Raw genomic sequence first — 25506 nt, 5'->3', positions numbered from 1 at the left:
CCCCGATCCGACCGGATCGGGGGCCGTCGCGTTTGTCGGTGAGGTAGCGCCAAGGCCCAATAGACCGATGTGAGGGACCTCGTCGCGTAGTGTGGCCTGCGGTGAGCGACCCACGAGCACCGGCCCGTGACGACTCCCTTGCCACGTTGGGGAGCCGTCCGCCGTTCTACAGAGACGCCACTGTCGTGCGCTGGATTGCCCAGGTCGGCACGCTCATCCTGGTCGTGGCAGCGATGTGGTTCCTTGCCACCGAGGCGGGGGACAGCCTGCGCGCCCGTGGCGCGAACATCGACTTCGACTTCATCTCCGACCACATCGGCATCAAGGTCGGCTGGGGGATCGACACCAATCCCGATTCGGGTGGCCGCGCGCTCTGGGTCGGCATGGTGAACACCATCCGCATGGCGGCTGCAGGCATCGCGCTCGCCTCGGTGGTCGGTGTCCTCGTGGGTTTGGCACGACTCTCGTCCAACTGGCCGCTTCGCCGTCTGGCGGGCGTGTACGTGGAAACCCTGCGGAACATTCCGTTGCTGGTTCAGATCCTGGTGTACGCGGCGGTCCTGGCGACGCTCCCGAATGTCACCTTCGGGATGGGGCCGATTCCCGGTTGGGTGCACCTGTCGAACAAGGGCCTGTCGATCCCGCGCGTCTTCGTCGCCGATGGCTTCTACCAGTGGGCCGTCATCTTGGTGATCGGCGCGGTGATCGCCCACTTCGTATTCCGGCGGCTTGCAACCAAGCGAGACATGACCGGCGCGCAGACAAACGCTGGCGCGTGGGCCACCGGAATCGTTGCTGCGTTCGCCATCGTGGGCTGGTGGGTGCATCCCATCTTCGGCTGGTTGGGGAACATCGTGGGCGGTCTGGCCGATGCGGTCGGAGCCATCCCGCAAGGAGTTGTGCAACTCGTCGCTGCAGTCGCTGCCATTGCTGTGGCGGTGTGGTGGATACGCCGCTTTCTGGCTCGGCGCCGAACTCCGGCAGGCCTCACGCGTCTGACCGACGACGACTGGTTCCGCATGATCTTCGCCGTTGTGGCCGCGGCGATTGTCGTGTTCGTCGTCGCAGTTCTGTGGCCTGGACTGTCAAGTTGGGTCGTCAACTCATCGTCCGATGGCCTCGGCGTGCTCGCCGACAAGTTCGGAAACGGCCGAACCGGTCCGCCCATCGATGCACTCCGGCCCGACATCGTGCAGCCAGGCAATTTTGCCAACTACGGACCCGCCGGTCTGAACCTGCCCATCGGTTTCGCGGCCGTCTACTTCGGCGTGGTCTTCTACACAGCAGCGTTCATCGCAGAGATCGTGCGCGGCGGCATCCTGGCAGTGCCCAAAGGCCAGAGCGAAGCGGCACAAGCACTGGGTCTGCGACGCTCGACGTCGTTGCGGCGGGTGATCCTGCCCCAGGCGCTGCGGGTGATCTTGCCCCCAGTGGGCAATCAGTACCTGAACCTCACCAAGAACACGTCGCTGGCGATCGCAGTGGGTTACAGCGATCTCGTCCAGATCGGGCAGACCGTCTACAACCAAACCGGCAAGACGCTGCAGGTCATGGCGGTGTGGATGCTGTTCTATCTGGCGTGTTCGCTGACGATCTCCGCAGTGGTCAACTTCTTCAATATCCGGCTACGGATCGTGGAGCGCTGAGGTGACCGATCCGATGCAGCCCGTCGTTTCTACTCTTCTGGCGGCCGAGCCGGTGGGACCGGCGACGAGCCCGCCTGACCGGCCGAGCCTGCCGCCGGGCCGCTGGATTCGCGAGAACCTCTTTCCCAACGCCCGCAATTCGATTCTCACGGTCGTGGCGGTGCTCATCGCACTGTTCGCATACCGCGGCCTGTTGAATTTCGTCTTTAGCGAGGAGCGCTCCTGGATTGCCGTGCGCACCAACCTGCGCCTCCTGTTCACCCAGGCCTATCCCGAGGACCAGTACGTGCGCATTTGGGTGGTGGTCGGAACGATCATGGTGCTCGCGGGAGTGAGTGCCGGCATCTGGGCGCGCTGGGGCGGCATCACCGTGAAGCGCTTGATGGGCTGGCTGATGTCAGGGGCCATCCTCATCGCGACTGGCGTGGTGCTGCGCGAGCCGAGCGTGCTCACCGATGCAGCGGGCGAGCCGCTGCGCGACGGTTCCGGCGAGCGGGTGCGCGAGTCCTTCGCCTCCGCGTTGGCGGATCGATGGGTGTGGTGGGTCATTGCGCTGGTGCTGTTCGGGATCAGTCTGGCCTTGTGGCAGTCACTCGATGATCTGCGCCGTCGCACGACCGAGGTCCCGGTCTCCTGGCTCATCTTCGGCGTGCCGGGGCTGCTGGTGGCCTCCACCTGGGTGGTTCGCTACGGTCACTACGGATTCACCGAAGGCGAGTTCATCGCTGAGCCCGGCCGCATCGTGGCGATGAGCACAAGGCTGCCCTGGACAGTCATGTGGCTGCTGTTGGTGGGCTGCTTCGCCCTTGGGCGACTCGCACGCGACCGCGCTATCTCGTTGTCACAGACGGCCGCGCACGCCGATGATGCCGAAGACGCCGATGACGCCGCCGCATCGGTGTTGCCGCGCAGATCTTTGGCCAGGACGCGCGCAACGGTCAACCTGATGTGGCTGCTGAGCCCGTTCTTCCTCTATTGGGTTGTCATGCGCGACCCCGAGATCGACTACGCCCATGTGTTTTCGACCATGTTGCCGATGGGGTTGGCGTTCGGGGTAGCGGGCTCGGCGGTGCTGTGGTGGATGACGCGGACCGACGCCGGCGAGACCGGGCGGTTGGCAGCGATTGGCCTGCTTCTGCTGGCCGCGTTCCAGTGGACTGCGGCGTTCTTCGGCTGGTACTCGATGCTGCAGGTTGCACGCATCGGTTTCGTTCTGCTGGCGGTCGCAGGGCTGTTGGCGCCCAACTTCGCAGGCGTTGCCGCCCAACGTCGCAGGCTGGTTGGAGCATGGCTGTTTGTTGTGCTGCTCGTCTTCTACGGCGCCACGGTCATCAACTCGCCGTCCACCGTGGAGACGCCGACCGACATGTTCATCGGGGGGTTCAGCGTCACATTGCTCGTCGCGGTGCTGACGATCATGCTGTCGTTCCCGATCGGTGTGCTACTGGCACTGGCACGAACCTCCCGCCTCCCGATCTTCCGGGTGCTGTCGACGATCTATATCGAGGTGATCCGCGGCGTCCCGCTCATCACGCTGCTGCTGTTCTTCTCCGGTGTGGTACCGCTGTTCTTACCCGACGGCATGGAGCTAGCGGAGCTGGCCGCAGCCATCATCGGCTACACCTTGTTCTCGGCCGCATACCTTGCCGAAAACGTGCGCGGAGGGCTGCAGTCGATCCGCCGCGGGCAGTACGAGGCGGCTGATGCCGTCGGACTGACCACCGTGCAGCGCACCGGCTTCATCGTGCTGCCCCAGTCGCTGCGGGTGTCGATCCCGCCGCTGGTGGGACAGGTCATTGCCACGTTCAAGGAGACGTCGCTGCTCGCCATCATCGGGCTGTTCGACTTCCTGCGAATGGCCAACTCGGTGGTTCCGAACCAGTCGCAGTTCTTGGGTGTTCGACGTGAGGGACTGCTGTTCGTCTCGGCTGTCTATTGGGTTGTCGCGTTCGCAATGTCGAAGTACAGCCAACGGCTCGAGCAGCGAGTGGGGCTGGGCCAGCGATGAGAATGAAGCACCGGCCGACTGGCCGACGATAAGGGGGAGTTGCCCATGAGCTCGAGCGCACAACCGGCCCACGGCGACGCCACCATCGCAGTGTCCGATGAGCTCGCGGCGCGCGACGACATGATCGTGTGCCGCGACGTCGACAAGTGGTTCGGGGACTTCCAGGCCCTCAGCGGCATTACCGCCACGATCAAGGAGCAGGAAATCGTGGTCGTGCTCGGGCCGTCAGGCTCGGGAAAGAGCACCTGGATCAGGTGCATCAACCGGCTGGAGGCCCATCAGAGCGGCCAGATCATCGTGGACGGAATCGAGCTGACCAACGACCTGCGCAACATCGAGAAGATCCGTTCCGAAGTCGGCATGGTATTCCAGCAGTTCAACCTGTTTCCACATCTGACCGTGATGGACAACATCTCAATGGCACCGATCTGGGTGCGCAAGAAGTCGCGGCCCGAGGCCGAGGCACTGGCGGAATCGCTGCTCGAACGAGTCGGCATCCCCGAGCAGGCGCAGAAGTTCCCGGGCCAGTTGTCAGGAGGTCAGCAGCAGCGCGTGGCGATAGCGCGGGCGCTGGCGATGGAGCCCCGCGTGATGCTGTTCGACGAACCCACCTCGGCGCTGGATCCAGAAATGATCAAAGAGGTGCTCGACGTGATGGAAGGGCTGGCGCGCTCGGGCATGACCATGATGGTCGTGACCCACGAGATGGGCTTTGCCCGCGAAGTCGCCGACCGCATCATCTTCATGGAGGGCGGCGAGATCGTCGAGGTGGGCACGCCCCACCATTTCTTCACCGATCCTGCCGAAGATCGCACCAGGCTGTTCTTGAGCCAGGTGCTCTAGCCGCGAAGAGCGGTCTTCGCGGTCTTCTTCTTTGCTGACGTTGCAGGCTCAGCCATCGGGCTCGCCGTAGGGGCTGTCTGCCTCCTCGTAGCACGCCGGGTGGTAGTGCTCGACACGATCCCAACGGTTCTTCACGTAGACGTTGCAGATGATCTGCTCAGCCCGGATGCGCGCCCGGAACTTGATGAGTTCATCGCACACGGCGCAATAGGCCGAATTGCCCGCATCGACGGACCGCGACACCGACCTGCTCTTCAACCGTTTGCGTCTTGGAGCTGGGGCCTGCGTTGGAGTCGATGACGACGTCGTTGTGTCCGTAGCCATGGCGGGACTCTAGCGAACGCTCGCGCGCCCATGGTGGATATTCGCGCGTCTCGCGCGAATATTGGTACGTCGCGCGCGATTTTGGCCAAGCACTCGCGCGCTAAGCGCGAAGTCTCGACCGCCGGCTGTCAGAGGCGCCCGGTGGTGCACAGGCCCAGATAGCGTGCCGGGCCGTGTCCGACCGCCGATCCAGAACCGTCGACACTGCCGAAGTGGCTGCGAGAACTATTGCAGGCGGCCAGTCCGCGCCCGCAGTTGTCGATGCGGTGCTCTTCGACTTCGGCGGTGTCATCACTGAAAGCCCCTTCGAGTCGTTCAACGGCTACGAGGACCGCATTGGTGTGCCTCGCGACACCATCCGGCAGATCAACGCCACCAATCCCGACACCAACGCGTGGGCACGGCTGGAGCGCAGCGAGGTGAGCATCGACGAATTCGCCAGCCTGTTCGAGACCGAGGCTGCCGACCGGGGACACGAGGTGTCGGGCTCACAGGTGCTGGCGTGCCTCAGCGGTGGGCTGCGACCGCAGATGGTGCGCGCACTGGAGATCTTGGCGGAGCGTCTGCCGATCGGCTGCATCACCAACAACGTGCGGGCCGGCCATGGTGCGGGGATGGCCCGGGATGCCGCCACGGCGGCAGCCATAGCGGACGTCATGAAGCTCTTCGGGGTGGTGATCGAATCGTCGGTTGTCGGACTTCGCAAGCCCGATCCGCGCATCTACGAGCTGGCGTGCTCGGAGTTGGGCATCGATCCGGTCCGCACGGCGTACCTGGACGACCTGGGCATCAACTGCAAGCCGGCCGCGGCCATGGGCATGAAGGCGATCAAGGTGACCGATCCCGATGCGGCGCTGCGCGAACTCTCCACGCTCGTGGGCTTCGACCTGCGCTGATGCCTCACTTGTTGACGCGCTGATTGGCTGCTGGCGTGGCTGCCGAGTTCATCTACACGCTGCGCGCCCTCGGGCGCTACTACCCGCCCGACCGCGAGGTTCTGCGCGACGTGACGCTGGCGTTCCTGGGTGGGGCGAAGATCGGTGTGATCGGGCACAACGGCTCGGGCAAGTCGTCGCTGCTGCGAATCATGGCTGGGCTCGACGATGGCTACACCGGTGAGGCCCGCCTGGCCTCGGGAGCCACGGTGGGCCTGCTGCCCCAGGAACCGGAGCTGGATCCAGCGCTCGACGTCGAGGGCAATGTGATGACCGGCGTCGCCCAGACAGCGGCGTTGCTGAGTGCCTATGAGGAGGTCATGGCCGGCTGGGCCGAGCCCGACGCCGACTTCGATGCGCTCGGCGCCCGTCAGGCCGAGCTGGAGGATCGGATTGCGGCCGCCAATGCGTGGGACCTGGACCGGCAGGTTGCCATTGCGATGGACGCGCTGCGCCTGCCACCGCCCGAAGCCGACGTGACGGCCCTGTCGGGTGGGGAACGACGACGCGTCGCCCTGTGCCGGCTGCTGCTGTCGCATCCGGACTTGCTGCTGCTGGACGAGCCGACGAACCATCTCGACGCCGAGTCGGTGGCGTGGCTGGAACGCTTTCTTGCGGACTACTCAGGGACGGTCGTGGCCATCACCCACGACCGCTACTTCCTGGACAACGTCGCAGGCTGGATCCTCGAGATCGACCACGGCCGCACGATGCCCTTCGAGGGCAACTACAGCGCCTGGCTCGAGCACAAGTCGGCCCGGCTGGCCTCCGAACAAAGCGAAGCCGATGCCCGCGCCCGCACCCTCGCGAGCGAGCTGGAGTGGGTGCGGATGTCGCCCCGGGCGCGCCAGGCCAAGAGCAAGGCACGCATCAGCGCATACGAGGATCTGCTGGCCACGCACCAGTCCGCCGCAGACCGGCAGCGTCGGTCTGATCTGCAGATCACCATTCCGATGTCGCGCCGTCTCGGCTCGTCGGTCATCGAAGTGGACGGTCTGGCCAAGGCATTCGGCGACAAGCTGCTGTTCGACGACCTCACCTTCAGCCTGCCGCCGGGCGGCATCGTGGGAGTCATCGGCGCGAACGGTGCGGGCAAGACGACGCTGTTCCGGATGCTGGTGAGTGACGAATCGCCCGACGCCGGATCCATCACGATCGGCGAGACGGTGGACATCGCGTACGTTGACCAGTCGCGGGCACGGCTGGACGACAGCCGGACGGTCTACGAGGAGATCACCGACGGGCACGACACGTTGCGCATCGATGGCGTGGGAGGTGCCCGGGAGGTCAACGGCCGGGCGTTCGTGGCGTCGTTCAACTTCACCGGGGCCGATCAGCAGAAGCGGGTAGGCGAGCTGGCGGGCGGCGAGCGCAACCGGGTGCACCTGGCTCGCACGCTGACCTCGGGCTGCAACGTGCTGCTGCTCGATGAGCCCACCAACGACCTCGACGTGGACACGCTGCGTTCGCTGGAAGCTGCCCTCGAGTCGTTCGGAGGCTGCGCGGTGGTCATCAGCCACGACCGTTGGTTCCTCGACCGGATCGCCACCCATGTGCTGGCGTTCGAAGGCGACAGCGTGGTGCGCTGGTTCGAGGGCAACTTCACCGAGTACGAGACGTTCGCCAAGCGCGAGCTGGGCGCCGACGCGGGCCCGCACCGGATCACCTATAGGCCGCTCGCTCGCTGAGGCGGGCCGTTAGCGTCAGCGGGGTGCGTATCGCGACCTGGAACGTCAACAGCCTGAATGCCCGGCTGGAGCGGGTCGACGAGTGGCTGGACTATGCCGAGCCCGACGTGCTGCTGCTGCAGGAAACCAAGATGTCCGACGAGCAGTTCCCGCACCTGCACTTCCAGGCGCAGGGCTACGCCTCGGTCCACCATGGCGAGGGGCGCTGGAACGGCGTGGCGATCCTGTCAACCGTCGGGATCGAAGACCCGATTGCAGGCTTTGCCGACGGTCGCGAGCCCGACCCCGACGCCCGGATCATCTCGGCCCGCTGCGGCGGTGTGACGGTCAGCACGGTGTATGTGCCCAACGGCCGGGCCGTCGACCACGATCACTACCACTACAAGCTGGATTGGCTGGGGCGCTTGCGGGCACACCTCGAGGCCACCTGCGATCCGGCGGCACCGGTGCTGGTGGGGGGCGATTTCAACGTGTGCCCCGATGACCGCGACGTGTGGGACCCAGACAACCCCGAGCCGCGCACCCACGTCACCGAACGCGAGCGGGCAGCGATCCGCGACGTGTGCGAGTGGGGGCTGCGGGACATCTTCCGCGAGCACTACGACGATGCGGGCCTGTTCAGCTGGTGGGACTACCGCGACGGCGCCTTCTACAAGCGCCATGGCCTGCGCATCGACCTGCTGCTGGGCACCGAGCCGGTGGTGGCGGCCGCCGAGTTCTGCTTGATCGACCGAAATGCACGCAAGGGCACAAAGCCCTCAGACCACACTCCGGTGTTGGTCGACCTCGCTCTGTGAGGCGGCACGCAAGCGGCCCGATTCAGCGCGGCTTGATGGCGTCGAGTGCGGCGCGGGCGGCTCGCACGCGGGACGCGGCGTCGTCGAGCGACAGCGGTGGCGGCTGTGCCGTTGCGTGCTCGATCAGCGCCAGCCAGGGCGACGGACTGCGAAGGCCCCCTGCCGCACCGTGAGCGGAACGGTGCCTCGCCCACGTGATGTGCAGCGTCTCGCTGGCTCGTGAGACGGCGACATAGAAGAGACGCCGTTCTTCTGGATCGTCGCTGCGCAACGGCACCAGCCCGTCCTCAGCACCGGCGATCACGACATGGCGCCATTCGAGGCCCTTGGCGGCGTGAAACGTCGCAAGCGTCACGGCACCGCCGGGCCGGGCGAAGGGATCGATGTCGAAGAGGTCGCCGGTGATCTCGCGGTCGCGCCCGGACAGCAGCCCGATCCAGGTGGCGAAGCCTTTGCCATCGGCACCCATCGAGACATTGCGTCGTCCGGCGGCGCTGCCTTGCTCGTCGAGGTATGCCGCAGCGAGGTCCAGCAATTGCACTTTCGCTGGGTCGCGTGCGGCGGCATCCGCAGAATGCGACTGGCTGCTGGCCTCTTGACGCAGTTCCGCTACGACTGAAGCGAAATCCGAGCCGGAGGCGCGGAGCCCTTCGAGCAACTCGCGCACAGCGGGCTGCTGCAGCGCCGAGCCTCGCTGGCCGCCGATGCGATGCGGGATGCCCCTGGCGCCCAGCGCTGCGGCGATGTCGTGCAGCTGCGCGTTCGTGCGGGCCAGAACGCCGAACGTGCCCCAACGCTTGTTCTGTGCAGTGATCCAGCGGGCGATGCCGGCCGCCTCGGCTGCCTCGTCGTCATAGGCCGTGACCGTGGGAGCGGGCCCGACCTCGTGCGGGCGAGCAGGCTCCTGTCCATGCCCGCCGACGCCGGCGTCGCTGTCGCCATCACCCATTGTGTCGTCGCCCGCCATGACCGACCGCGCTGCTTCGATCAGCGACGGGTGACTGCGGTAGTTCAGTTCCAGCCGTACCACCTCTGCTTCGGGGAAGTGGCGGTCGAATTCCGTGATGTAACGACTGTCGGCGCCGTTCCAGCCGTAGATGGCCTGGTCGGCGTCACCCACTGCGCAGATGTCCGCAGCACCGCTGTACACCGCCTCCGAGCCGCCGAGCCAGGCCCACAACAGGTTCCACTGCAACCGGTTCAAGTCCTGGAATTCGTCGACGAAGAAGTGCCGGTGCAGCCATCGTCGAGCGCTGGCGAAGTGCTCGTCGGTTTGCATCAGCCGAGCGCACTCGGCGAGCAGGTCGTCGAAGTCCAGCAAGCGCCGCCGCGACTTGGTGCGCTCGAAGTGCGCATACAGCTCCGCTGCGGCCTCGGCGCCCCGTCCCAGACGTGCGCGACCGGGACCGTCCCGGTACTCGGCGGCTGAGAGATCGTTGGCCTTGGCCCAGTCGATCTCCCGCAGCGCAACCGCCACGGTGATCGGTGGCCGGGCGCCGAATCGGTCGCGTAGATGCTCCGCGAGGTCGCCGCTCAAATTGGCGCGGCTCGGCAGGATCTTGCGTTCGGATCGACCCCGGTCAATGTCGTACTGGCGGATGTGGGCCAGCGCAATGGAGTGGAAGGTGCCAACCGGACCCATGTCGCCAATGCCCAGGTTTGCCAGCCGCGAGCGCAGCTCGTGTGCAGCTCGCCGAGTGAAAGTGACAGCCACCGCATGGCGCGCTTGAATCGACTCGTCGTCGATTCTTCGGCCGATCCTGTGCGTGAGTACCCGTGTCTTGCCGCTGCCCGGTCCGGCGACCACCAGCAGGGCGCTCGCGGGGGACTCCACCGCAGCGCGCTGCGCAGCGTCGAGCTGGCCTGCTGACGGGTCCACAGGGGCGAACCTAGACCTTCGCCACTCTGCCGTCGGTGCGCATAGGCAGCGCCAATACGCGGCCGTCGGTGCGCATAGGCAGCGCCAATACGCTGCCGACGGTGCGCATAGTCAGCCTGGTTCCGAGCGTGACCGAGACGCTGGCGGCCTGGGGCGCCGACCCGATCGCGTGCACTCGTTTCTGCGAGCGACCCGATCTGGAACATGTCGGTGGGACAAAGAACCCCGACATCGAGGCCATCGCTGAACTGCGACCAGATCTCGTCGTGGCCGATCGTGAGGAGAACCGCTCCGCGGACTATGACGCGCTGGTCGCCAACGGCATCGAGGTTGAAGCCCTGCACGTTGCATCGCTCGACGATGTCGAGCCTGAACTCGGCCGTCTGGCAGCGCGGATCGGCATCGAATGGACGCCCGAGCCGCTCCCGGAGCAGTGTGCGGCGCTCGAGCACCCGTCGGGCCACAGCGTGCGCGTCTTCGTTCCGATCTGGCGCCGGCCGTACATGACGATCGGTGCACGTACCTACGGCGCTTCGTTGCTCGCCTGGTGTGGAGTCGAGGTGGCGTTCTCCGAGAGGGGCACGTACCCGACGCTCGACGCCAAAGACCTGTCCGCGGAGCACTTCGACATCGTGCTGGCACCGACGGAGCCCTATCCGTGGCACCTGCGCCATCTTGACGAACTGGCGAAGATCGCGCCGACGCATGTGATCGACGGTCAGGACCTGTTCTGGTGGGGCACTCGCACGCCCGGTGCGGTCACACGGGTGGCCAAAGCCGTGAAACGGGCGCTGCGGCGCCAAGACCTCCGACAGACAGCGCCAAGTAGCGTGACCGGGGAATGACGAAGGGAATGAACATGGGCACAGGACCCCTGGAAGGTGTGCGAGTCATCGAGCTGCAGGGCATCGGCCCGGGACCCTTCTGCGGGATGATGCTCTCTGACATGGGCGCGGAGGTCATCCGCATCGATCGCTCGGCCACCGTGACCGATCACGACCTCAACACCCCGCCGATCGACGTGCTGGCTCGAGGTCGTGCCTCGATCGGACTCGACCTCAAGCACCCTGACGGCGTCGAAGCGCTGCTGCGGCTGGTGGAGCATTGCGATGCGCTCATCGAGGGATTCCGTCCCGGCGTCATGGAACGGCTCGGCATCGGGCCCGATGAGTGTCTGGCACGTAACCCGCGGCTGGTCTACGGCCGCATGACGGGCTGGGGCCAGGAGGGTCCGTACCACATGGGTGCCGGACACGACATCAACTACATCGCATTGGCGGGAGCGCTCGACCCGATCGGCCGCAAGGGCGAGCCGCCGATCGCCCCGCTGAACCTCGTGGGCGATTTCGGCGGCGGCGGGATGCTGCTGGCGTTCGGGGTGGCCTGCGGCCTTTTCGAAGCGCAGCGCTCCGGCCAGGGCCAGGTGGTGGACGCTGCCATGGTCGACGGCGCCGCAACGCTCATGGCCATGTTCCACTCGATGCGGGCGCTGGGCGTGTGGAACGACGAACGCGGCACCAACTTGCTCGACACCGGCAGTCACTTCTACGACGTGTACGAGTGCGCCGATGGCAACTACATCTCGGTCGGGTCGATCGAGCCGCAGTTCTACGCCGAATTGCTCCGTCTCACCGGTCTCGAGGGGGACCCGGAGTTCGCCAAGCAGAATTCACGCGGCCGGTGGCCTGAGCTCAAAGAGCGGATCGCCGAGGTCTTCAGGTCGAAGACCCGCGACGAGTGGTGCGAGATCATGGATGCCACCGACGTGTGCTTCGCGCCAGTGCTGACGCTGGCAGAGGCCCCGCAGCATCCGCACAACGTCCACCGTGAGGTCTTCTGCGAAGTGGCCGGAGTGATCCAGCCGAGTCCGTCGCCGCGCTTCAGCCGCACCGTCGGGGCCGTACAGGGGCCGCCGGCGCACCCAGGCCAGCACACCGACGGGGTGCTGGCACTTGCCGGCTACGACCCTGACGACATCGCAAAGCTGCGCGACACCGGTGCTGTCGCCTGAGACGGGGGCCGATGCGCCCGCCGCAGCGAGTGCCGGCGAGCCGGAACGCAGGGAGCCGCATGACGCGCCTACGGGGCTCGATCGCAAGCTGGTCCCGCTGTACGAAGAAGCTGCCGCAGTCGCCGACGTGTCTCCGGCGAGTGCCTGCGCGCTAGCGCGCCTGTTGCTGCGCAGCCTCATCCAGTCCCAAGGGCTTCGGGGCCGCCACCTCGTGCGCGACATCGGCGAGCTGGTATCTGCCGGAGCCCCCGTCGGACTGCTGCGTGCGCTCGACGTCATGAAGCTGAGCGACACCGAGGCGCGCCGTCCCGGTGAGCTCAATCTCGCCAATGGCCACGGAGACGCCCAGAACCTGCTGATGTTCATCCACCTGTTCACTCAGCACGTCTCGCCGCTGGAGCGGCGAGACCATCGGCCGCAGTCGCCGCTGGAGCGGCGAGAGCATCGGCCGCAGTCGCCGCCGCAGTGAGCGCCGGGGTCACCTCGACGGTTCACACCGCGCTCGGCTGGGCACTGGTGCTGTCGAACGGCGCTGCGGGGCTCTGGGCGCTCGGCGCGATCCGTTGGGAAACGCTGCGCCACCGCAGTCTGTGGTGGTTCTTGGGGGCCGCTTGGGTCCTGGTCTTCGTCCAGCTCACCGCCGGCGTCGTCCTCATGCGGGTCGCAGCGGTGGAAGCCCCGGCCTTCCATGTGTTCTACGGGGCTTGCTGCGCAGTGGCGGTCGTCTTCGTCTACGCGTACCGCCAGCAGCTGGAACACCGCCGCTACGAGCTGTTCGGCCTCGGTGCGCTGTTCATCATGGGGCTCGCCATCCGGGCCATGTTCCTCGGAAGCTGACGGACCCGAGTACAGCAATCGCCTGCTGTCGCGTCGAGGGGGATCCTCAGACGCCGAGACGTTCCTCGAGCCGATCGAGCTGGCGCCGCATTTCTTTGGGAAGCCGTTCGCCCAGCGCCCGGTAGTGCGTCTCGATCATGTCCATCTCTGCGCGCCAGTCGTCCTCATCGACCGTGAGCAGCGACTTGATCTGCTCGTCCGTCAGGTCGAGTCCGTCGGTGTCGATGGCCTCCGGCGGCGGCACCAGACCGATGGGGGTGGCAATTGCTTCGCCGTGGCCTGCCACACGCTCGAGCACCCACTTGAGCACCCGGGAGTTGTCGCCGAATCCGGGCCAGATGAACTTCCCGTCGGCATCCTTGCGGAACCAGTTGACGTAGAACAGCTTGGGCAGCTGCGCGCCCGGGGTGTTGCCGATGTCGAGCCAGTGCTGGAAGTAGTCGCCGAAGTTGTAGCCGCAGAACGGCAGCATCGCGAACGGATCCCGCCGCACCTCGCCAATGGTCCCCGCCGCGGCAGCCGTCTTCTCCGACGACATCTGGGAACCCAAGAACACCCCGTGCTCCCAGTCCAGCGCCTCGGCCACCAGCGGCACCGTGGTTGCTCGCCGGCCGCCGAACAGGATTGCCGAGATCGGCACGCCGGCCGGATCCTCCCACTCGGGAGCAATGGTGGGGCACTGCGTAGCGGGAGCCGTGAAGCGGGCGTTGGGGTGAGCGGCGGGCGTGCCCACCCCAGGCGACCACTGGTTTCCGCGCCAGTCGATGAGATCGTCGGGCGGCTCAGGCGTCAGGCCCTCCCACCAGACGTCGCCATCGGGGGTCTGAGCCACGTTGGTGAACACGCAGTTGCCCCACATGGTCGCCAAAGCGCTCGGGTTGGTGTCATCACCGGTGCCAGGAGCTACGCCGAAGATGCCTGCCTCGGGATTGATCGCGTGCAACCGCCCGTCGTCGCCGAACTTCATCCAGGCGATGTCGTCGCCGATGGTCTCGATCTTCCAACCCGGCAGGGTGGGAATCATCATGGCCATGTTCGTCTTGCCGCAGGCTGAAGGGAAAGCGGCCGCCACGTACACCGTCTCGCCTTCGGGAGGCGTCACGCCCACGATGAGCATGTGCTCGGCCAGCCAGCCCTGATCGCGCGCCATGGTCGATGCGATCCGCAGGGCGAAGCACTTCTTGCCCAGCAGGGCATTGCCGCCGTAGCCGGAGCCGTAGGACCAGATCTCGCGTGTCTCGGGGAAATGGACGATGTACTTGCGGTCCGCGTCGCAGGGCCACGACACGTCAGGCTGGCCGGGTTCCAGCGGGGCGCCGAGCGAGTGAATGCACGGCACGAACTCGCCGTCTGCGAGCACGTCGAGCGCACCTTGGCCCATGCGGGTCATGATCCGCATGGAGGCCGCTACATAGGGCGAGTCGGTGAGCTGGACACCGATGTGGGCGATATGCGAGCCCAGCGGGCCCATCGAGAACGGAACCACATACATCGTCCGGCCGCGCATCGAGCCGCGGAACAGCTTCAGCACCTCATCTCGCATCTCGTCGGGCGCGCGCCAGTTGTTGTTGGGGCCTGCGTCCAACTCGCGTTCGGTGCAGATGAAGGTGCGATCTTCCACCCGGGCGACATCGCCGGGGTCGGAGCGAGCGAGATAGCTGTTGGGACGTGCTTCGGGATCGAGCGGGATGAGTGTCCCCGACTCCACCATCTGGCCGCACAGCTGCTGGAATTCGGCTTCGGAGCCATCGCACCAGTGGACTGCGTCGGGTCGAAGCACGCGGGCCCAATGATCAACCCAATCGATCAGCTGGCGGTTGGCAGTGGCAGGCAAGTTGTCCTCCGGGTCCGAGTCTCGTACTCGCTTCGCGCTGAGTTGTCGTACTCGCTTCGCGCTGAGTTGTCGTACTCGCTTTGCGCTGAGTTGTCGTACTCGCTTCGCTCATTGGCCAGTGCGGATGCACCGGCCTCAGATCACGCTGTCGGCCCCCCGGTGGTGATCCAGTCAGGTGTTCCCAGGTCCACCTCCGAGCCCAGACGAAGCCGTGTGGCGAGCCCCCGTTCGTCAAGGTCGAAGATCACTCGCTGGCCCTGCCGCACCATCCGAAAGATGGAGCCCTCCAAGGCGTCAAGGGCCAGCTCGTGCTCTAAGCGTGTGACGTCGTCGGTAACGACGCCGACTCCCGATGCAGGGTCGTACGACTTGATGACGCCTTGCACTAGCGCCTCCAGTGGCAGGGAATCTGCAGGACTGGCGTGGCAGCCCGCGCAGCACCCGAAAGCTACCAACCGACTGCTGCGAGCGCGTTGTAGCTTCGGCGGCTATGAGCGAGAGCTGGGGCGGCGCGGCTGCTGCACAGTCTGCAACTCATCCCGCAGCGCGCGTCTTGGACACGAACGCGTTCGTCGAAGCGATTCGCACCTATGGCGAAGCACTCGATCAGCACCGCATCACGATCGATCGCCTCAACGTGTACCCGGTGCCCGACGGCGACACAGGCACCAACATGGCGCTGACGCTTGCAGCGGTCAGCGAGGAGCTGGATCGGGCGGGCTCGCAGCGTGCCGAGGTCTGCCAGGCCATCTCCCACGGAGCTCTCATGGGGGCACGCGGCAACAGCGGCGTCATTGTCAGTCAGCTCCTGCGAGGACTCGCCGCCACGCTGGCTCCCTCCGACGACGAGGGGGCCGAACCGATGATCGATGCCGACCTGCTTGCCCAAGGCTTGGTCGCCGCGAGCGTGGCAGCCGATGGTGCAGTCATGCGTCCGGTCGAGGGCACCATCTTGAGCGTGGCGCGTGCCTCGGCCCACGCCGCTCAGCAGGCCATCGCCACCGACGAAGGCGACAATGGTTTCGAGCGCCTGGTCGGGGTGCTGGAGCAGGCGCGCCGGGCTGGTCAGTCCGCACTCGAGGCGACACCGCAGCAACTGCCGGTGTTGGCCGACGCTGGGGTGGTCGATGCCGGAGCCGCCGGCTATCTGCTGCTGCTCGATGCTCTTCTCAACGTCGTCGACGGGCGACCGCTGCCTGCCGAGGTGGACTTGCCCGCGGAGGTGGCAGCCGTCATCGCACACGGCAACGCCGGCGCGAGCGTGCAGCGCGATGCCGACAATCCGGTAGCCGAACGCCGCGCCGAGATGCACAGCCATCTCGATGCCGGTGACGCTGCCGGCCACGGCGCCTACGACCCATCTGGCACCCGCTACGAGGTGATGTACCTGCTGGCGGCCCCGGACTCCGAGATCGACGCGTTCAAGGCCGCCTGGGACTCCCTCGGCGACTCGATAGTGATGGTCGGCGGCGACGGCCTGTGGAACTGCCACATCCATACCGACGACATCGGTCCCGTCGTCGAGGCAGGGATCGAGGCCGGACGACCGCATCGCATCCAGATCACCGACTTGCACGAGCAGGTCGCCGAACTCGGTGCGCAGGGAGCGCACGCGGGGCACGGTGCGCGCGCTGGGCACAGCGGACACGGTGCCCACGCTGGACACAGCGATCCAGGCGCCAGTGCCGTCGCCGTCGCCACAACCGACGACCGCCCGATGGTGGAATGTGCCGTGGTAGCGGTCTCGCCATCGGCCGGGCTCGACGAGCTCTTCGCCTCGCTGGGCTGCCACGAACTCGTGACCGGGGGACAGACGATGAATCCCTCGACCGCCGAGCTGCTCGCGGCTGTCGAGGCAGCACCGTCGCAGCACGTCGTCGTGCTGCCCAACAACTCCAACATTGTTCCGGTGGCCCGGCAGGTCGGCGAGCACACTTCCAAAACCGTGGAGGTCGTGGCCACGACATCGGTGCCCGCAGGCCTGGCTTCCCTGATCGGCTACGACCCCGGCGTCAGCGCAGACGCCAATGCTGCATCGATGGGCGACGCTGCGGTGGCGGTCACTGCGGGGGAGGTGACCCAAGCCGTGCGCGACACTGCGGCGCCGACCGGTCCTGTCACCGCTGGACAATGGATCGGCCTGGACTCGGACGGCATTGCGGCTGCTGGCGAGACTGCAGCTGATGCTGCCGTTGGCTTGCTCGCACACCTGCTGCAACCCGAGCACGAGATCTTGACGCTGATCGAAGGCGCCGACGCCCAGACCGGAGAAACCGACGAAGTGGTCTCGTGGCTCGCGCAGCACTGGCCCGATGTCGAAGTCGAACGGCACGTCGGCGGCCAAGAGCACTACCCGTATCTGTTCGGCATCGAATGAACGCTCCCCGGCGCGGCCAGCCCATCGGGGGCCGGGCTGAGGGCGCGGTCGGAGCCGATGAGACTGATCCACAGCCCGCGGCGGCGAAGGACCCGCTGACGCTGCGCGAACTGGATGCGATCGACGTCGAGCGACTCAACGGCGTCGGCCCGCACCGCCGCAAGGCCCTGCGCGACGTCGGTGTCGAGTCGGTGTTCGACTTGCTGACCTATTACCCCCGGCGCTATGTCGACCGCACGGCCCAAGCCCCGATCAGCGAGGCAACGGTCGGAGCCGAGATCACCGTCGTGGCCGATGTGGTGTCGACGTCGAGCCGTCGCCTGCGTGGTGGCCGCCAGCTGGTGAACGTCGAAGTCGGCGACGCCAGCGGCTCCATGAGCGTCGTGTTCTTCAACCAGGCGTGGAGGGAGCGTCAGCTCGCCGAGGGTCTCACCGTTGCGCTGTTCGGCAAGGTGGAGAACTACCGGGGGCGCAAGCAGATGACGAATCCTGTGGTCGACCTGCTCGGGGATCGCACCGGCAAGATCGTGCCGGTGTATCCCCAGTCGGAGACCGCGGGCATTGCGACGACCGACGTCGCGAGCTGGGTCGCGGAGGCGCGGCGGCGCTGCTCGCCTCGGGGCATTGCCGATCCATTGCCGAGCTGGCTGCGAACCCGGTTGCGACTCACCGGACGGTCCCGAGCTCTCGCTGACATTCACGAACCAACTTCGATGGCTAATCGCACCACAGCGCGAAATCGTCTCGTGTTCGACGAGTTGCTGCGAGTCCAGCTTGTGCTGCGGAGCCAGCGCTTGGCGCGCGAGGCACACGAGCTCGGCATTGTGCACGACCCATCCGGCAATCTCGTCGATGCGCTCCATCGACGCCTGCCGTACGCCCTGACAGGTGCACAGCAGCGAACGATGGCCGAGATTGACGCCGACGTGAGCACCGTGCGTCCGATGCACCGGCTGTTGCAAGGCGACGTTGGTTCTGGCAAGACGCTGGTAGCGCTGCACGCATTGCTCGTCGCCGTACAGAACAACCATCAAGGCGCGCTCATGGCGCCCACCGAAGTGCTCGCCGAACAGCACTTCATCGCTGTGCGGGCATTGCTCGACGGGTTCGAAGTGCCCGATGGTGCACGACTCGGCGGAACACGGCCGCTGAAGCTGCGCCTGCTCAGTGGTTCGGGCTCGGCAACGCATCGCCGCGAGGTGCTGGTGGAGATAGCGACCGGGGCCGCAGACATCGTTGTCGGAACGCATGCCCTGCTTCAAGAATCAGTGAAGTTCGACTCGCTCAGCGTCGTCGTTGTGGATGAGCAGCACCGGTTCGGCGTGTCGCAGCGTGCCCGGCTCCGCGAGAGCGGGCGCAACGACCTCCGTCTCCCTCACCTGCTGGTCATGACGGCTACACCCATCCCGCGCACCGCCGCGATGACGGTGTACGGCGACCTCGATGTCTCGGTGCTCGACGAACTCCCGCCGGGCCGGACGCCCGTGGTGACTCATTGGGTGCTTGGGCCGCTCGCCGCCGAAGCGATGTGGTCCAGCGTGCGCACCGAGATCGAGGCTGGTCGTCAGGCCTACGTGGTGTGTCCGCTGATCACCGAGAGCGAGAGCCTCGACGCACGCTCGGCCGAGCAGATGCACGCGGAGCTGATGGCGGGCTCTCTCGCCGGCCTGCGGGTCGGCCTGCTGCACGGGCGTATGCCGTCGGCCGACAAGGAATCGGTGATGGCCCGGTTCCGGGCAGGAGATCTCGACGCGCTGGTCGCGACGACGGTCATCGAGGTCGGGATCGACGTGCCGAACGCGACAGTGATGATCGTGCTGTCCGCAGATCGATTCGGCATCGCACAGCTGCACCAATTGAGGGGTCGGGTGGGCCGCGGCAGTCATGCGTCGGCGTGCTATCTGGTGAGCGACGACGATCCGACCCCCACCGCCGTCGAGCGGCTGACTGCGCTCTCCGAGTCATCCGACGGGTTCGAGTTGGCCGAGCGTGATCTCGAATTGCGCGGCGAGGGCACGCTGTTCGACGAACGACAATCGGGACGCAGCGACTTGAAGCTGGCGTCGCTGGCCCGTGACCTGAAATGGGTGCAGGCCGCTCGCGACGCGGCCACTGAACTCGTTCAGGCCGACGGGGATCTTGATGCCCACCCTGCGCTGGTTGATGAGATCGACTGGTTCTCCAGTCGCCGCGATTCCGACTACTTACAGCGCAGTTAGAAGCTGACCGCTCACCCCTCAGTAACAGCCTCGTCGTAACGCAGCAAGACCGTGACGACGGGCGTGCCGTAGCGGCGTACCCGAGAGGTGCGCCAGCGGTGATCGGGAGCGGGCTTGATCTCGTGGCCCGACTCGCACACCAGCACCTGGGCGCTCACCGCACCGAGAAGATCGTTCCAGCCATCGAATCGGTAAGGCGGATCGGCAAATGCCAAGTCCACCGGGTCCCGGGGCCCAGCCAAGAATCTCTGAGCGTCGGATCGAACCACCGTGGCCCGTTCGGTGAGTCCGAGCGCGGCCAGGTTTGCACGAATGGTCCGGCAAGCAGTCGCGTCCGAGTCCACGAACGTGACATGCGTAGCGTTGCGCGACAGTGCCTCGATGCCGAGTGCGCCTGAGCCGGCGAACAGGTCCAGCACGATGGCGCCGTCCGGCGGCTGCAGGCTCACGAGCATGTTGAAGATGGCCTCGCGGGCCCGATCGGAAGTCGGCCGGATCGCATCGCTGCCGGGAGTCTCCAAGCGGCGACCGCCCAACGCCCCGCCGACGACACGCATGGCGTCACCGTAGGCGGCACGCCTACGTTCTGGCAGCAGGCGGCACAACCGGCGCGTGAGACACTGCGGTAATGGCGATCCCCCCGAATGCGCACGGCGATATGGGCGACGTCGAGGTGCCCACAGAGATCATCTGTGTCGACTGCGGCGGGCGCTGCGGCCTCCTGAACCTGCCCGAGCCGGATTGGGGCTTCCAGCCCGGAGATGTCGCCACCTACCGCTGTGCTGACTGCGGCGACCGCTGGGACCTCATCGTCTCCGACGCTGATACATCCGGTTAAGCACATCGGGCTGAGCACTCGCCGCCGGGGGTCCCTCGATTCCCGACCGCAGCGCGGTACGGTCGCCCCACTGGACACGGATCGATCCGGAGGAGCCGTTTTCGGTGGTCATGGCGATGTATCCAGGCTCATTCGATCCTGTGCACAACGGGCATCTTGACGTGATTGCGGCGGCGTCTCGGCTGTTCGATTCGGTCCTTGTGGCGGCCATGCGGAATCCGTCCAAGGCCACGCCCTTGTTCTCTGACGACGAGCGAGTCGCAATGATCACCGAATCGACCGGCTACCTCGGCAACGTCTCGGTGGTGCAGTTCGGAGAACTGGTTGTGGACCTCGCCCAACGCCTTGGTGCCGATGTCATCGTGAAGGGGCTTCGCAGCCAGAGTGACTTCGAGTCTGAACTTCGCATGGCGCACATGAACCACTCAGTCACAGGCGTCGAGACCGTCTTCGTCCCGCCCCGCACTGAGCATCTCTTCATCGCCTCCAACTACATCCGGGAGATCACCAAGTTCGGCGGCGACTGCTCGCATCTGGTCCCGCCCCCGGTAGCCGATCGACTCCGGCAGCGCATAGCGCAGGAGGCAGCCCCATGAGCATCTCTGAGGGTGGCGTCGAGGCGCCGCCGCAACCGTATGCGCACCCGGGAGTGCCACAACCGCGAACCCCGTTCGGGGCGGAAGCTGCGCCTACCGAGGAAACTTCGACGCCGTCGCAGTCTCGCAATCCGGGAACGCTGGCGCCCCGCCGCCCTTCGGTCACGGCTGAGCAGTTCATCCGTGAGGCCATGGAGATCATCGACGCCGCACGGCCGATGCCGCTGTCCACCTCGGTCATGATCAACCGCGACGAGGTAATGACGTTGCTCGAGTCTGCGCTGGCGGCCGTGCCCGACGAGACTCGGCAGGCCCGCTGGCTTCTTCGCGAGCGCGACGAGGTGCTTGCCCAAGCGCGTGTCGACGCCAATCTGGTCATCGACGAAGCACGCAGCCGCGTGGCCCAGATGGTGCAGCGCACCGAGGTCGTGCGCACCGCGGAGCGCCGTGCACGCCAGTTGCTCGACGACGCGCAGATCCAGACCCGTCGTCGCCGCCATGAAGTCGACGAGTACTGCGAGCGGAAGCTCGCGCAATTTGCGAGCGCAGTCGACCAGATCCAGATCGCTGTGCAGGCAGCGCGGCGCAAACTCGGCAAGCGTGTCGCCACGCCGTTGGCGCCCGCATCGCCGAGTGCTCCACCTGTACCAAACGGAGGAGTTGCCGCCGGCACCAGAGCCCCGCTGACGTCCGGCAGCGGTCCCGACACACACCCGGTGGTCTTCGACCAGGATCACACGTGAGCCGCAGGGACCCCAAGCGGTCCCTGTCGGTGCCCCTGCGTCTGGTCGATGACGGGCAGCTCGAGTGGTCTGCGACGGTGACCGCATCGGAACTGGCCGAGCGTGACTCACCAGACACCCTGCGCATTGCCGATGTCGAGGTGCCGCTCGACAGCGACGTACGCGTGAAGCTGGTGCTGGAGCTCATCAGCGGTGAACTCAGCGTTACGGGCCAGCTCACCGCGACCTGGAAGGGTCCGTGCGCCCGTTGCTGGTTACCGCTCGACGGGGAGGTACGGACGACGGTCCGCGAAGTGTTCACCGCTGAACCCCGCGAAGGGGAGCAATACCGACTCGATCCCGAGCACGCCGACCTCGTGCCAATGGTGCGGGAAGCGGTCTTGTTGGAGCTGCCCATCGAGGCGATCCCGTGCCCGCACGCCGATCCATGCCCGAATCTCCCGTCGGTGCTCACACAATTTCACGACGATTCGGCTCACGAAGATTCGGCGCTCGGCGACTCGGCCGAACTCGCAGATCCGCGCTGGGCGGCACTGGAAGCGCTGCGGGGCCACCCAGACGAATCCTCCTGAGGATGCTCACCGGGTCGGCTCGGAGAGCCCTGATGGTTAGGCTGCTTCGATCGCGACCCGCCGATGGCGCCGCAGGGCGGTGCATCACCGTGGGCCGCAATTCTCTCGTCGGCACCAGTGCCGCCCCAGGCTGCGGCAAAGCCCCACAGCCGCCATTGCTCGAGGAGTGCAGCTGTGGCAGTCCCCAAGAAGAAGACATCCAAAAGCAAGACGAGATCGCGTCGCGCAGCAGCGTGGCGGCTCTCAGAACCACCACGGAGCCTGTGTCCTCGGTGCAGCGCCACGAAGCTGCCCCACCGGGTCTGCGGACAATGCGGCTGGTACGGCGGCCGTCAAGCCCTCGACATCGCCTGAACATCGATCGGCGTCGGGGCTGATGACGCTTCCGGTCGCTGTCGACGCCATGGGTGGCGATCATGCGCCCGGCGCGGTCGTCGAGGGGGCGCTGGACGCAGTACGGGAGGGCCTTGACGTCGTCCTCGTGGGGCGTCGCGACGCGATCATTGCGGCCGGGGGGGAATCGCTCGACATCATCGAGGCCTCTGAGGTCATCGAGATGTCCGAGGAGCCGAGCCGCGCCGTGCGGACAAAGAAGGACTCTTCGATCGCCCGCGCTGTCAATGCCGTACGCGACGGCGAGGCCTCGGCGGTGGTCAGCGCCGGAAACACCGGCGCAGTCGCAGCGGCGGCTCTCTTGCGGCTGAGGCGTCTGCCTGGAGTTGCCCGGCCCGCCATCGCGACCGCGTTTCCCGTGCCCGGCGGCGGCACGGAGCGCGTCTTGCTCGACTCAGGCGCCATGGCCGACTGCAATGCCCAATGGCTGCACCAGTTCGCCCGCCTCGGCTCGGCCTATAGCCGCATCCGTTTCGGTGTGGCAGCACCGAGTGTCGGGCTGCTCTCGATCGGCGAGGAGCCCGAGAAGGGCAACCTGCTCGTCAAGGAGACCCACAAGCTGCTCGCGGCCGACAGTGAGATCGATTTCTTCGGCAACATCGAGGGGTGCGACGTCCTCGATGGTCCCGTCGACGTCGTAGTCACTGATGGCTTCACCGGAAATGTGCTGCTGAAGTCCCTCGAGGGCACGGCATCGTTCTTTGTCCGGCAGATTCTTGAACGACTCTCCAAGGGCGGACCAGCGGGTGCCGAAGCGCTCCGTCTGCTTGCGCCGCTCGCCGACGAAATGAGCTCCGACAGCGTCGGGGGCGCGATGCTGCTCGGCGTGCGCGGAGTCTGCGTGATAGCGCACGGCTCGTCGAGCCCCAGAGCGGTGACGAACGCCATCAGGGTCGCTCACCGCATGGTCGAGGCGGACTTGTTGGGCGAGCTCGCAGCCGTCAGCCTCCCATCTCCTTCGGTTGACCGCCGGTAGGCTGACTCGCGCATCCGCAGAACGGATAGCCCGGATAGCCAAGACCTGTCCGTTGTCCCAAGACGACGCCGCAGTGGCATCGGAACGCCCCCGGGGCAGGAGTCGCCATGCCCGCTGAAACTCATGTGCGCCAGAGTCCGCCCGAGCGTGAGGAGGTCTTCGATCTCATTCGCAATCAGCTCGCCGACATCCTGGAGTTGGAACCTTCTCAGGTAGCCGAGTCCGCTTCCTTCGTGGACGACCTCGGTGCAGACTCGCTGGCGCTGATCGAGCTGGTCGAAGCGTTGGAAGAAGAGCTCTCGGATCGCACGGTTGGATTTCGCATCGACGACGAGGACCTCGAAGACCTCAAGACTGTGCGCGATGCCATCGACTACGTGATGGAGCGCGTCGGCTGACGTGGAGATTGCTGTCGCCGAACGTGCCTCCCACGACAGCTTCGCGGAGCGTGTCGGGCATGACTTCACTGACGCCAGCCTTCTGACCGAGGCCCTCTCGCACCGAAGCTGGTGCCACGAGCACAACGGCGCGGCGGACCCTGACCATCACGCCACGTCCAGCGAGCGCTTGGAATTCCTGGGCGACGCCGTCCTTGGGCTCTGCGTCTGCGACGTTGCCATGACCAACTCGCCCGATCTCGGCCCGGGCGAGCTCAGCGCTGTGAGGTCGGCTGTTGTGAGCGCCGAGGCTTTGGCGGACGCCGCCCGAGATTGCGGCCTGGGGTCTGCGCTGCTGCTCGGCCGCGGTGAGGCGGCGAGCGGGGGAGCCGACAAGGCGTCGATCCTGGCTGACGCACTCGAAGCGGTGCTGGGTGCGGTGTATCTCGACGGTGGCCTCGACGCGGCTCGCGGCACCGTGCAACGTCTCCTGGGCCCACGTATTGCGGAGGCAGCTGCCGAACCCGGCGCTGGCGAGGCCAAGACCCGATTCCAGGAACTCGTGGCTCGGTGCTATGGAACCGAACCCACCTACGAAGTGTCGAGTTCCGGTCCCGCGCACAGTCCGCGCTTCGTAGCCGAAGCGCGGATCGACGCAGACGTTTGGGGTCGGGGAGAGGGTCTGACGAAACGAGCCGCGGAGCGTCGAGCAGCACAAGCTGCGTGCCTGCGGTTGATCGCAGGCCGCAGTGACCGACCGACAATTGCGGAGGAGCCCGCCCATGGCTGAATTGCCAGAGATCGAGATTGCTCGGCGCGATCTTGACAAGGAGATCGCGGGCCGCCGGATCAAGATGGTCGATGTCCCCGGCACCAAGAAATCGCTGCCCGCGATGCGTTCGAAGCAGCAGTTTGCCGATCTCCTCGTCGGCAAGAAGATCCTGTCTGTGTCACGAGACGGCACGCTGCTGCTGTTCGACCTCGGCTCAGACGAGGTCATGGTGGTGCGCCTCGGTGCCACTGGCTCGTTGCGACGGGCCACTTCGAGAACGCCGCAGATCCCCGGTACCAAGGTGGTGCTCGGCTTCACCACTGGCGGTCAGTTGCGCGTACTCGACTCGGGTGCCGATGTGACGATGCGCGTGATTGCCAAAGCCCGTTACCACAAGGTGTATTCATCCCAGGGCGACTTGGGATTCGACCCGGTGGACATGCCGATGCCATGGACCGACTTCGCTCTCATGCTGCGAGGTCGTTCTGACAACATTCGGGACCTGCTGCTGGACCCGACGTTCGTCGTGGGGCTGGGGCCGCTGTACTCCGATGAGATACTGCACGCGGCTCGCCTGGGGCATGCGCGCGCTGCGAGGGGGCTGAACACCCAGGAGGTCCGGCGGCTCTACCGCGCCATCGTCGAGACGGTCCACAACTCGATCAAGTACCGCGGCGCCTCGGTCGGGGGCCATCTCGACATTTTCGGCAAGTCTGGGGGCTTCGATTCCTACTTCGAGGTCTATGGGCGGGCAGGCGAGCGATGCCGCAATGGCCGGGGCGACGTCCTCACGGCTGTCATACGGGGTGTGACTCACCACTACTGCGACTATCAGGTGTAG

25 protein-coding genes and 1 pseudogene are annotated in these 25506 nt (G+C 66.2%); 21 read left to right on the top strand and 5 right to left on the bottom strand.

Annotated elements, in window-relative coordinates:
- The first annotated feature begins 101 nt into the window (after positions 1-101).
- The 3 genes from ACOOHB_RS09145 (at position 102) to ACOOHB_RS09135 (ending at position 4497) form a co-directional block, all read left to right on the top strand.
- A complete protein-coding gene (locus ACOOHB_RS09145) occupies positions 102-1646 on the top strand; it encodes an amino acid ABC transporter permease (RefSeq protein WP_420444473.1) in 1545 nt (514 codons plus the stop codon).
- 1 nt (position 1647) lies between these two features.
- A complete protein-coding gene (locus ACOOHB_RS09140; RefSeq protein WP_420444472.1) occupies positions 1648-3654 on the top strand; it encodes an ABC transporter permease subunit in 2007 nt (668 codons plus the stop codon).
- A 120-nt stretch (positions 3655-3774) separates the two neighbouring features.
- Positions 3775-4497 (top strand): amino acid ABC transporter ATP-binding protein, encoded by a 723-nt coding sequence (locus ACOOHB_RS09135; RefSeq protein WP_420444693.1) that lies wholly within the window; start codon positions 3775-3777, stop codon positions 4495-4497.
- 48 nt (positions 4498-4545) lie between these two features.
- On the opposite strand, the gene ACOOHB_RS09130 is transcribed toward ACOOHB_RS09135, so the two are convergent.
- Positions 4546-4740, bottom strand: coding sequence for a hypothetical protein (locus ACOOHB_RS09130; protein WP_420444471.1), 195 nt, complete (start codon positions 4738-4740; stop codon positions 4546-4548).
- A 254-nt stretch (positions 4741-4994) separates the two neighbouring features.
- On the opposite strand from ACOOHB_RS09130, the gene ACOOHB_RS09125 reads away from it, so the two are divergent.
- The 3 genes from ACOOHB_RS09125 to ACOOHB_RS09115 are packed head-to-tail and all read left to right on the top strand — an operon-like array spanning position 4995 to position 8241.
- Positions 4995-5717, top strand: a complete 723-nt coding sequence (locus ACOOHB_RS09125; RefSeq protein ID WP_420444470.1) for an HAD-IA family hydrolase — start codon at positions 4995-4997, stop codon at positions 5715-5717.
- A gap of 35 nt (positions 5718-5752) precedes the next feature.
- Positions 5753-7444, top strand: a complete 1692-nt coding sequence (gene ettA / locus ACOOHB_RS09120) for an energy-dependent translational throttle protein EttA (protein WP_420444469.1) — start codon at positions 5753-5755, stop codon at positions 7442-7444.
- 23 nt (positions 7445-7467) lie between these two features.
- Positions 7468-8241: an exodeoxyribonuclease III gene (locus tag ACOOHB_RS09115; RefSeq protein WP_420444468.1), complete on the top strand. Its 774-nt coding sequence runs from the start codon at positions 7468-7470 to the stop codon at positions 8239-8241.
- 22 nt (positions 8242-8263) lie between these two features.
- Here ACOOHB_RS09115 and ACOOHB_RS09110 read toward each other — a convergent pair whose 3' ends face one another.
- Complete coding sequence (locus tag ACOOHB_RS09110; protein WP_420444467.1) at positions 8264-10120, bottom strand: ATP-dependent helicase; 1857 nt, start codon at positions 10118-10120, stop codon at positions 8264-8266.
- A gap of 101 nt (positions 10121-10221) precedes the next feature.
- Between ACOOHB_RS09110 and ACOOHB_RS09105 the strand changes: the two genes are divergently transcribed.
- From ACOOHB_RS09105 to ACOOHB_RS09090, 4 genes are read left to right on the top strand one after another with little or no spacing between them, the layout of a single operon-like run.
- Positions 10222-10965: a helical backbone metal receptor gene (locus ACOOHB_RS09105; protein ID WP_420444466.1), complete on the top strand. Its 744-nt coding sequence runs from the start codon at positions 10222-10224 to the stop codon at positions 10963-10965.
- A 14-nt stretch (positions 10966-10979) separates the two neighbouring features.
- Positions 10980-12131, top strand: a complete 1152-nt coding sequence (locus tag ACOOHB_RS09100; protein ID WP_420444465.1) for a CaiB/BaiF CoA transferase family protein — start codon at positions 10980-10982, stop codon at positions 12129-12131.
- Positions 12118-12600 carry a hypothetical protein gene (locus ACOOHB_RS09095; protein ID WP_420444464.1) on the top strand — a complete coding sequence of 161 codons (483 nt, stop codon included), beginning with the start codon at positions 12118-12120 and terminating at the stop codon, positions 12598-12600. The genes ACOOHB_RS09100 and ACOOHB_RS09095 overlap by 14 nt, the downstream gene beginning before the upstream one ends.
- Positions 12597-12968, top strand: coding sequence for a hypothetical protein (locus ACOOHB_RS09090; protein WP_420444463.1), 372 nt, complete (start codon positions 12597-12599; stop codon positions 12966-12968). Before ACOOHB_RS09095 ends, ACOOHB_RS09090 begins: the two co-directional genes overlap by 4 nt.
- 46 nt (positions 12969-13014) lie before the next feature.
- Here the strand turns inward: ACOOHB_RS09090 and ACOOHB_RS09085 are convergent.
- Both ACOOHB_RS09085 and ACOOHB_RS09080 read right to left on the bottom strand, forming a co-directional pair.
- A pseudogene (locus tag ACOOHB_RS09085) lies at positions 13015-14820 on the bottom strand (phosphoenolpyruvate carboxykinase (GTP)); the annotation flags it as partial.
- A 122-nt stretch (positions 14821-14942) separates the two neighbouring features.
- A complete protein-coding gene (locus ACOOHB_RS09080) occupies positions 14943-15188 on the bottom strand; it encodes a hypothetical protein (protein ID WP_420444462.1) in 246 nt (81 codons plus the stop codon).
- Between the two features lie 104 nt (positions 15189-15292).
- On the opposite strand from ACOOHB_RS09080, the gene ACOOHB_RS09075 reads away from it, so the two are divergent.
- The gene (locus tag ACOOHB_RS09075; protein WP_420444461.1) at positions 15293-17179 is read left to right on the top strand and encodes a DAK2 domain-containing protein; all 1887 of its coding nucleotides are present in this window, start codon (positions 15293-15295) and stop codon (positions 17177-17179) included.
- On the top strand, positions 17176-19398 hold the full coding sequence (recG, locus tag ACOOHB_RS09070) for an ATP-dependent DNA helicase RecG (protein ID WP_420444460.1): 2223 nt from the start codon (positions 17176-17178) through the stop codon (positions 19396-19398). The genes ACOOHB_RS09075 and recG overlap by 4 nt, the downstream gene beginning before the upstream one ends.
- Before the next feature lie 11 nt (positions 19399-19409).
- On the opposite strand, the gene rsmD is transcribed toward recG, so the two are convergent.
- Positions 19410-19955 (bottom strand): 16S rRNA (guanine(966)-N(2))-methyltransferase RsmD, encoded by a 546-nt coding sequence (gene rsmD / locus ACOOHB_RS09065; protein WP_420444459.1) that lies wholly within the window; start codon positions 19953-19955, stop codon positions 19410-19412.
- A gap of 71 nt (positions 19956-20026) precedes the next feature.
- Between rsmD and ACOOHB_RS09060 the strand changes: the two genes are divergently transcribed.
- The 9 genes from ACOOHB_RS09060 to ACOOHB_RS09020 all read left to right on the top strand — a co-directional run bounded on the left by ACOOHB_RS09060 (position 20027) and on the right by ACOOHB_RS09020 (position 25506).
- A complete protein-coding gene (locus tag ACOOHB_RS09060; protein ID WP_420444458.1) occupies positions 20027-20236 on the top strand; it encodes a hypothetical protein in 210 nt (69 codons plus the stop codon).
- A gap of 116 nt (positions 20237-20352) precedes the next feature.
- Entirely contained in the window at positions 20353-20832 is a 480-nt protein-coding gene (gene coaD / locus ACOOHB_RS09055; RefSeq protein WP_420444457.1) for a pantetheine-phosphate adenylyltransferase, read from the top strand.
- Positions 20829-21575, top strand: a complete 747-nt coding sequence (locus tag ACOOHB_RS09050) for a hypothetical protein (RefSeq protein ID WP_420444456.1) — start codon at positions 20829-20831, stop codon at positions 21573-21575. Before coaD ends, ACOOHB_RS09050 begins: the two co-directional genes overlap by 4 nt.
- Positions 21572-22147 (top strand): YceD family protein, encoded by a 576-nt coding sequence (locus ACOOHB_RS09045; protein ID WP_420444455.1) that lies wholly within the window; start codon positions 21572-21574, stop codon positions 22145-22147. Before ACOOHB_RS09050 ends, ACOOHB_RS09045 begins: the two co-directional genes overlap by 4 nt.
- A gap of 63 nt (positions 22148-22210) precedes the next feature.
- Positions 22211-22501, top strand: coding sequence for a 50S ribosomal protein L32 (gene rpmF, locus ACOOHB_RS09040; protein WP_420444454.1), 291 nt, complete (start codon positions 22211-22213; stop codon positions 22499-22501).
- 22 nt (positions 22502-22523) lie between these two features.
- The gene (gene plsX / locus ACOOHB_RS09035) at positions 22524-23516 is read left to right on the top strand and encodes a phosphate acyltransferase PlsX (protein WP_420444453.1); all 993 of its coding nucleotides are present in this window, start codon (positions 22524-22526) and stop codon (positions 23514-23516) included.
- 107 nt (positions 23517-23623) lie between these two features.
- Positions 23624-23914, top strand: a complete 291-nt coding sequence (locus ACOOHB_RS09030; RefSeq protein ID WP_420444452.1) for an acyl carrier protein — start codon at positions 23624-23626, stop codon at positions 23912-23914.
- A gap of 1 nt (position 23915) precedes the next feature.
- Positions 23916-24683: a ribonuclease III gene (gene rnc, locus ACOOHB_RS09025; RefSeq protein ID WP_420444451.1), complete on the top strand. Its 768-nt coding sequence runs from the start codon at positions 23916-23918 to the stop codon at positions 24681-24683.
- Complete coding sequence (locus ACOOHB_RS09020; RefSeq protein WP_420444450.1) at positions 24676-25506, top strand: DNA-formamidopyrimidine glycosylase family protein; 831 nt, start codon at positions 24676-24678, stop codon at positions 25504-25506. Before rnc ends, ACOOHB_RS09020 begins: the two co-directional genes overlap by 8 nt.

The sequence above is a fragment of the Candidatus Poriferisodalis sp. genome (assembly GCF_965215815.1).
Classification (GTDB): Bacteria; Actinomycetota; Acidimicrobiia; order Acidimicrobiales; family Poriferisodalaceae; genus Poriferisodalis.
Note: the sequence above shows the minus strand (reverse complement) of the source record. Positions and strands in the feature narration are given on the sequence as shown.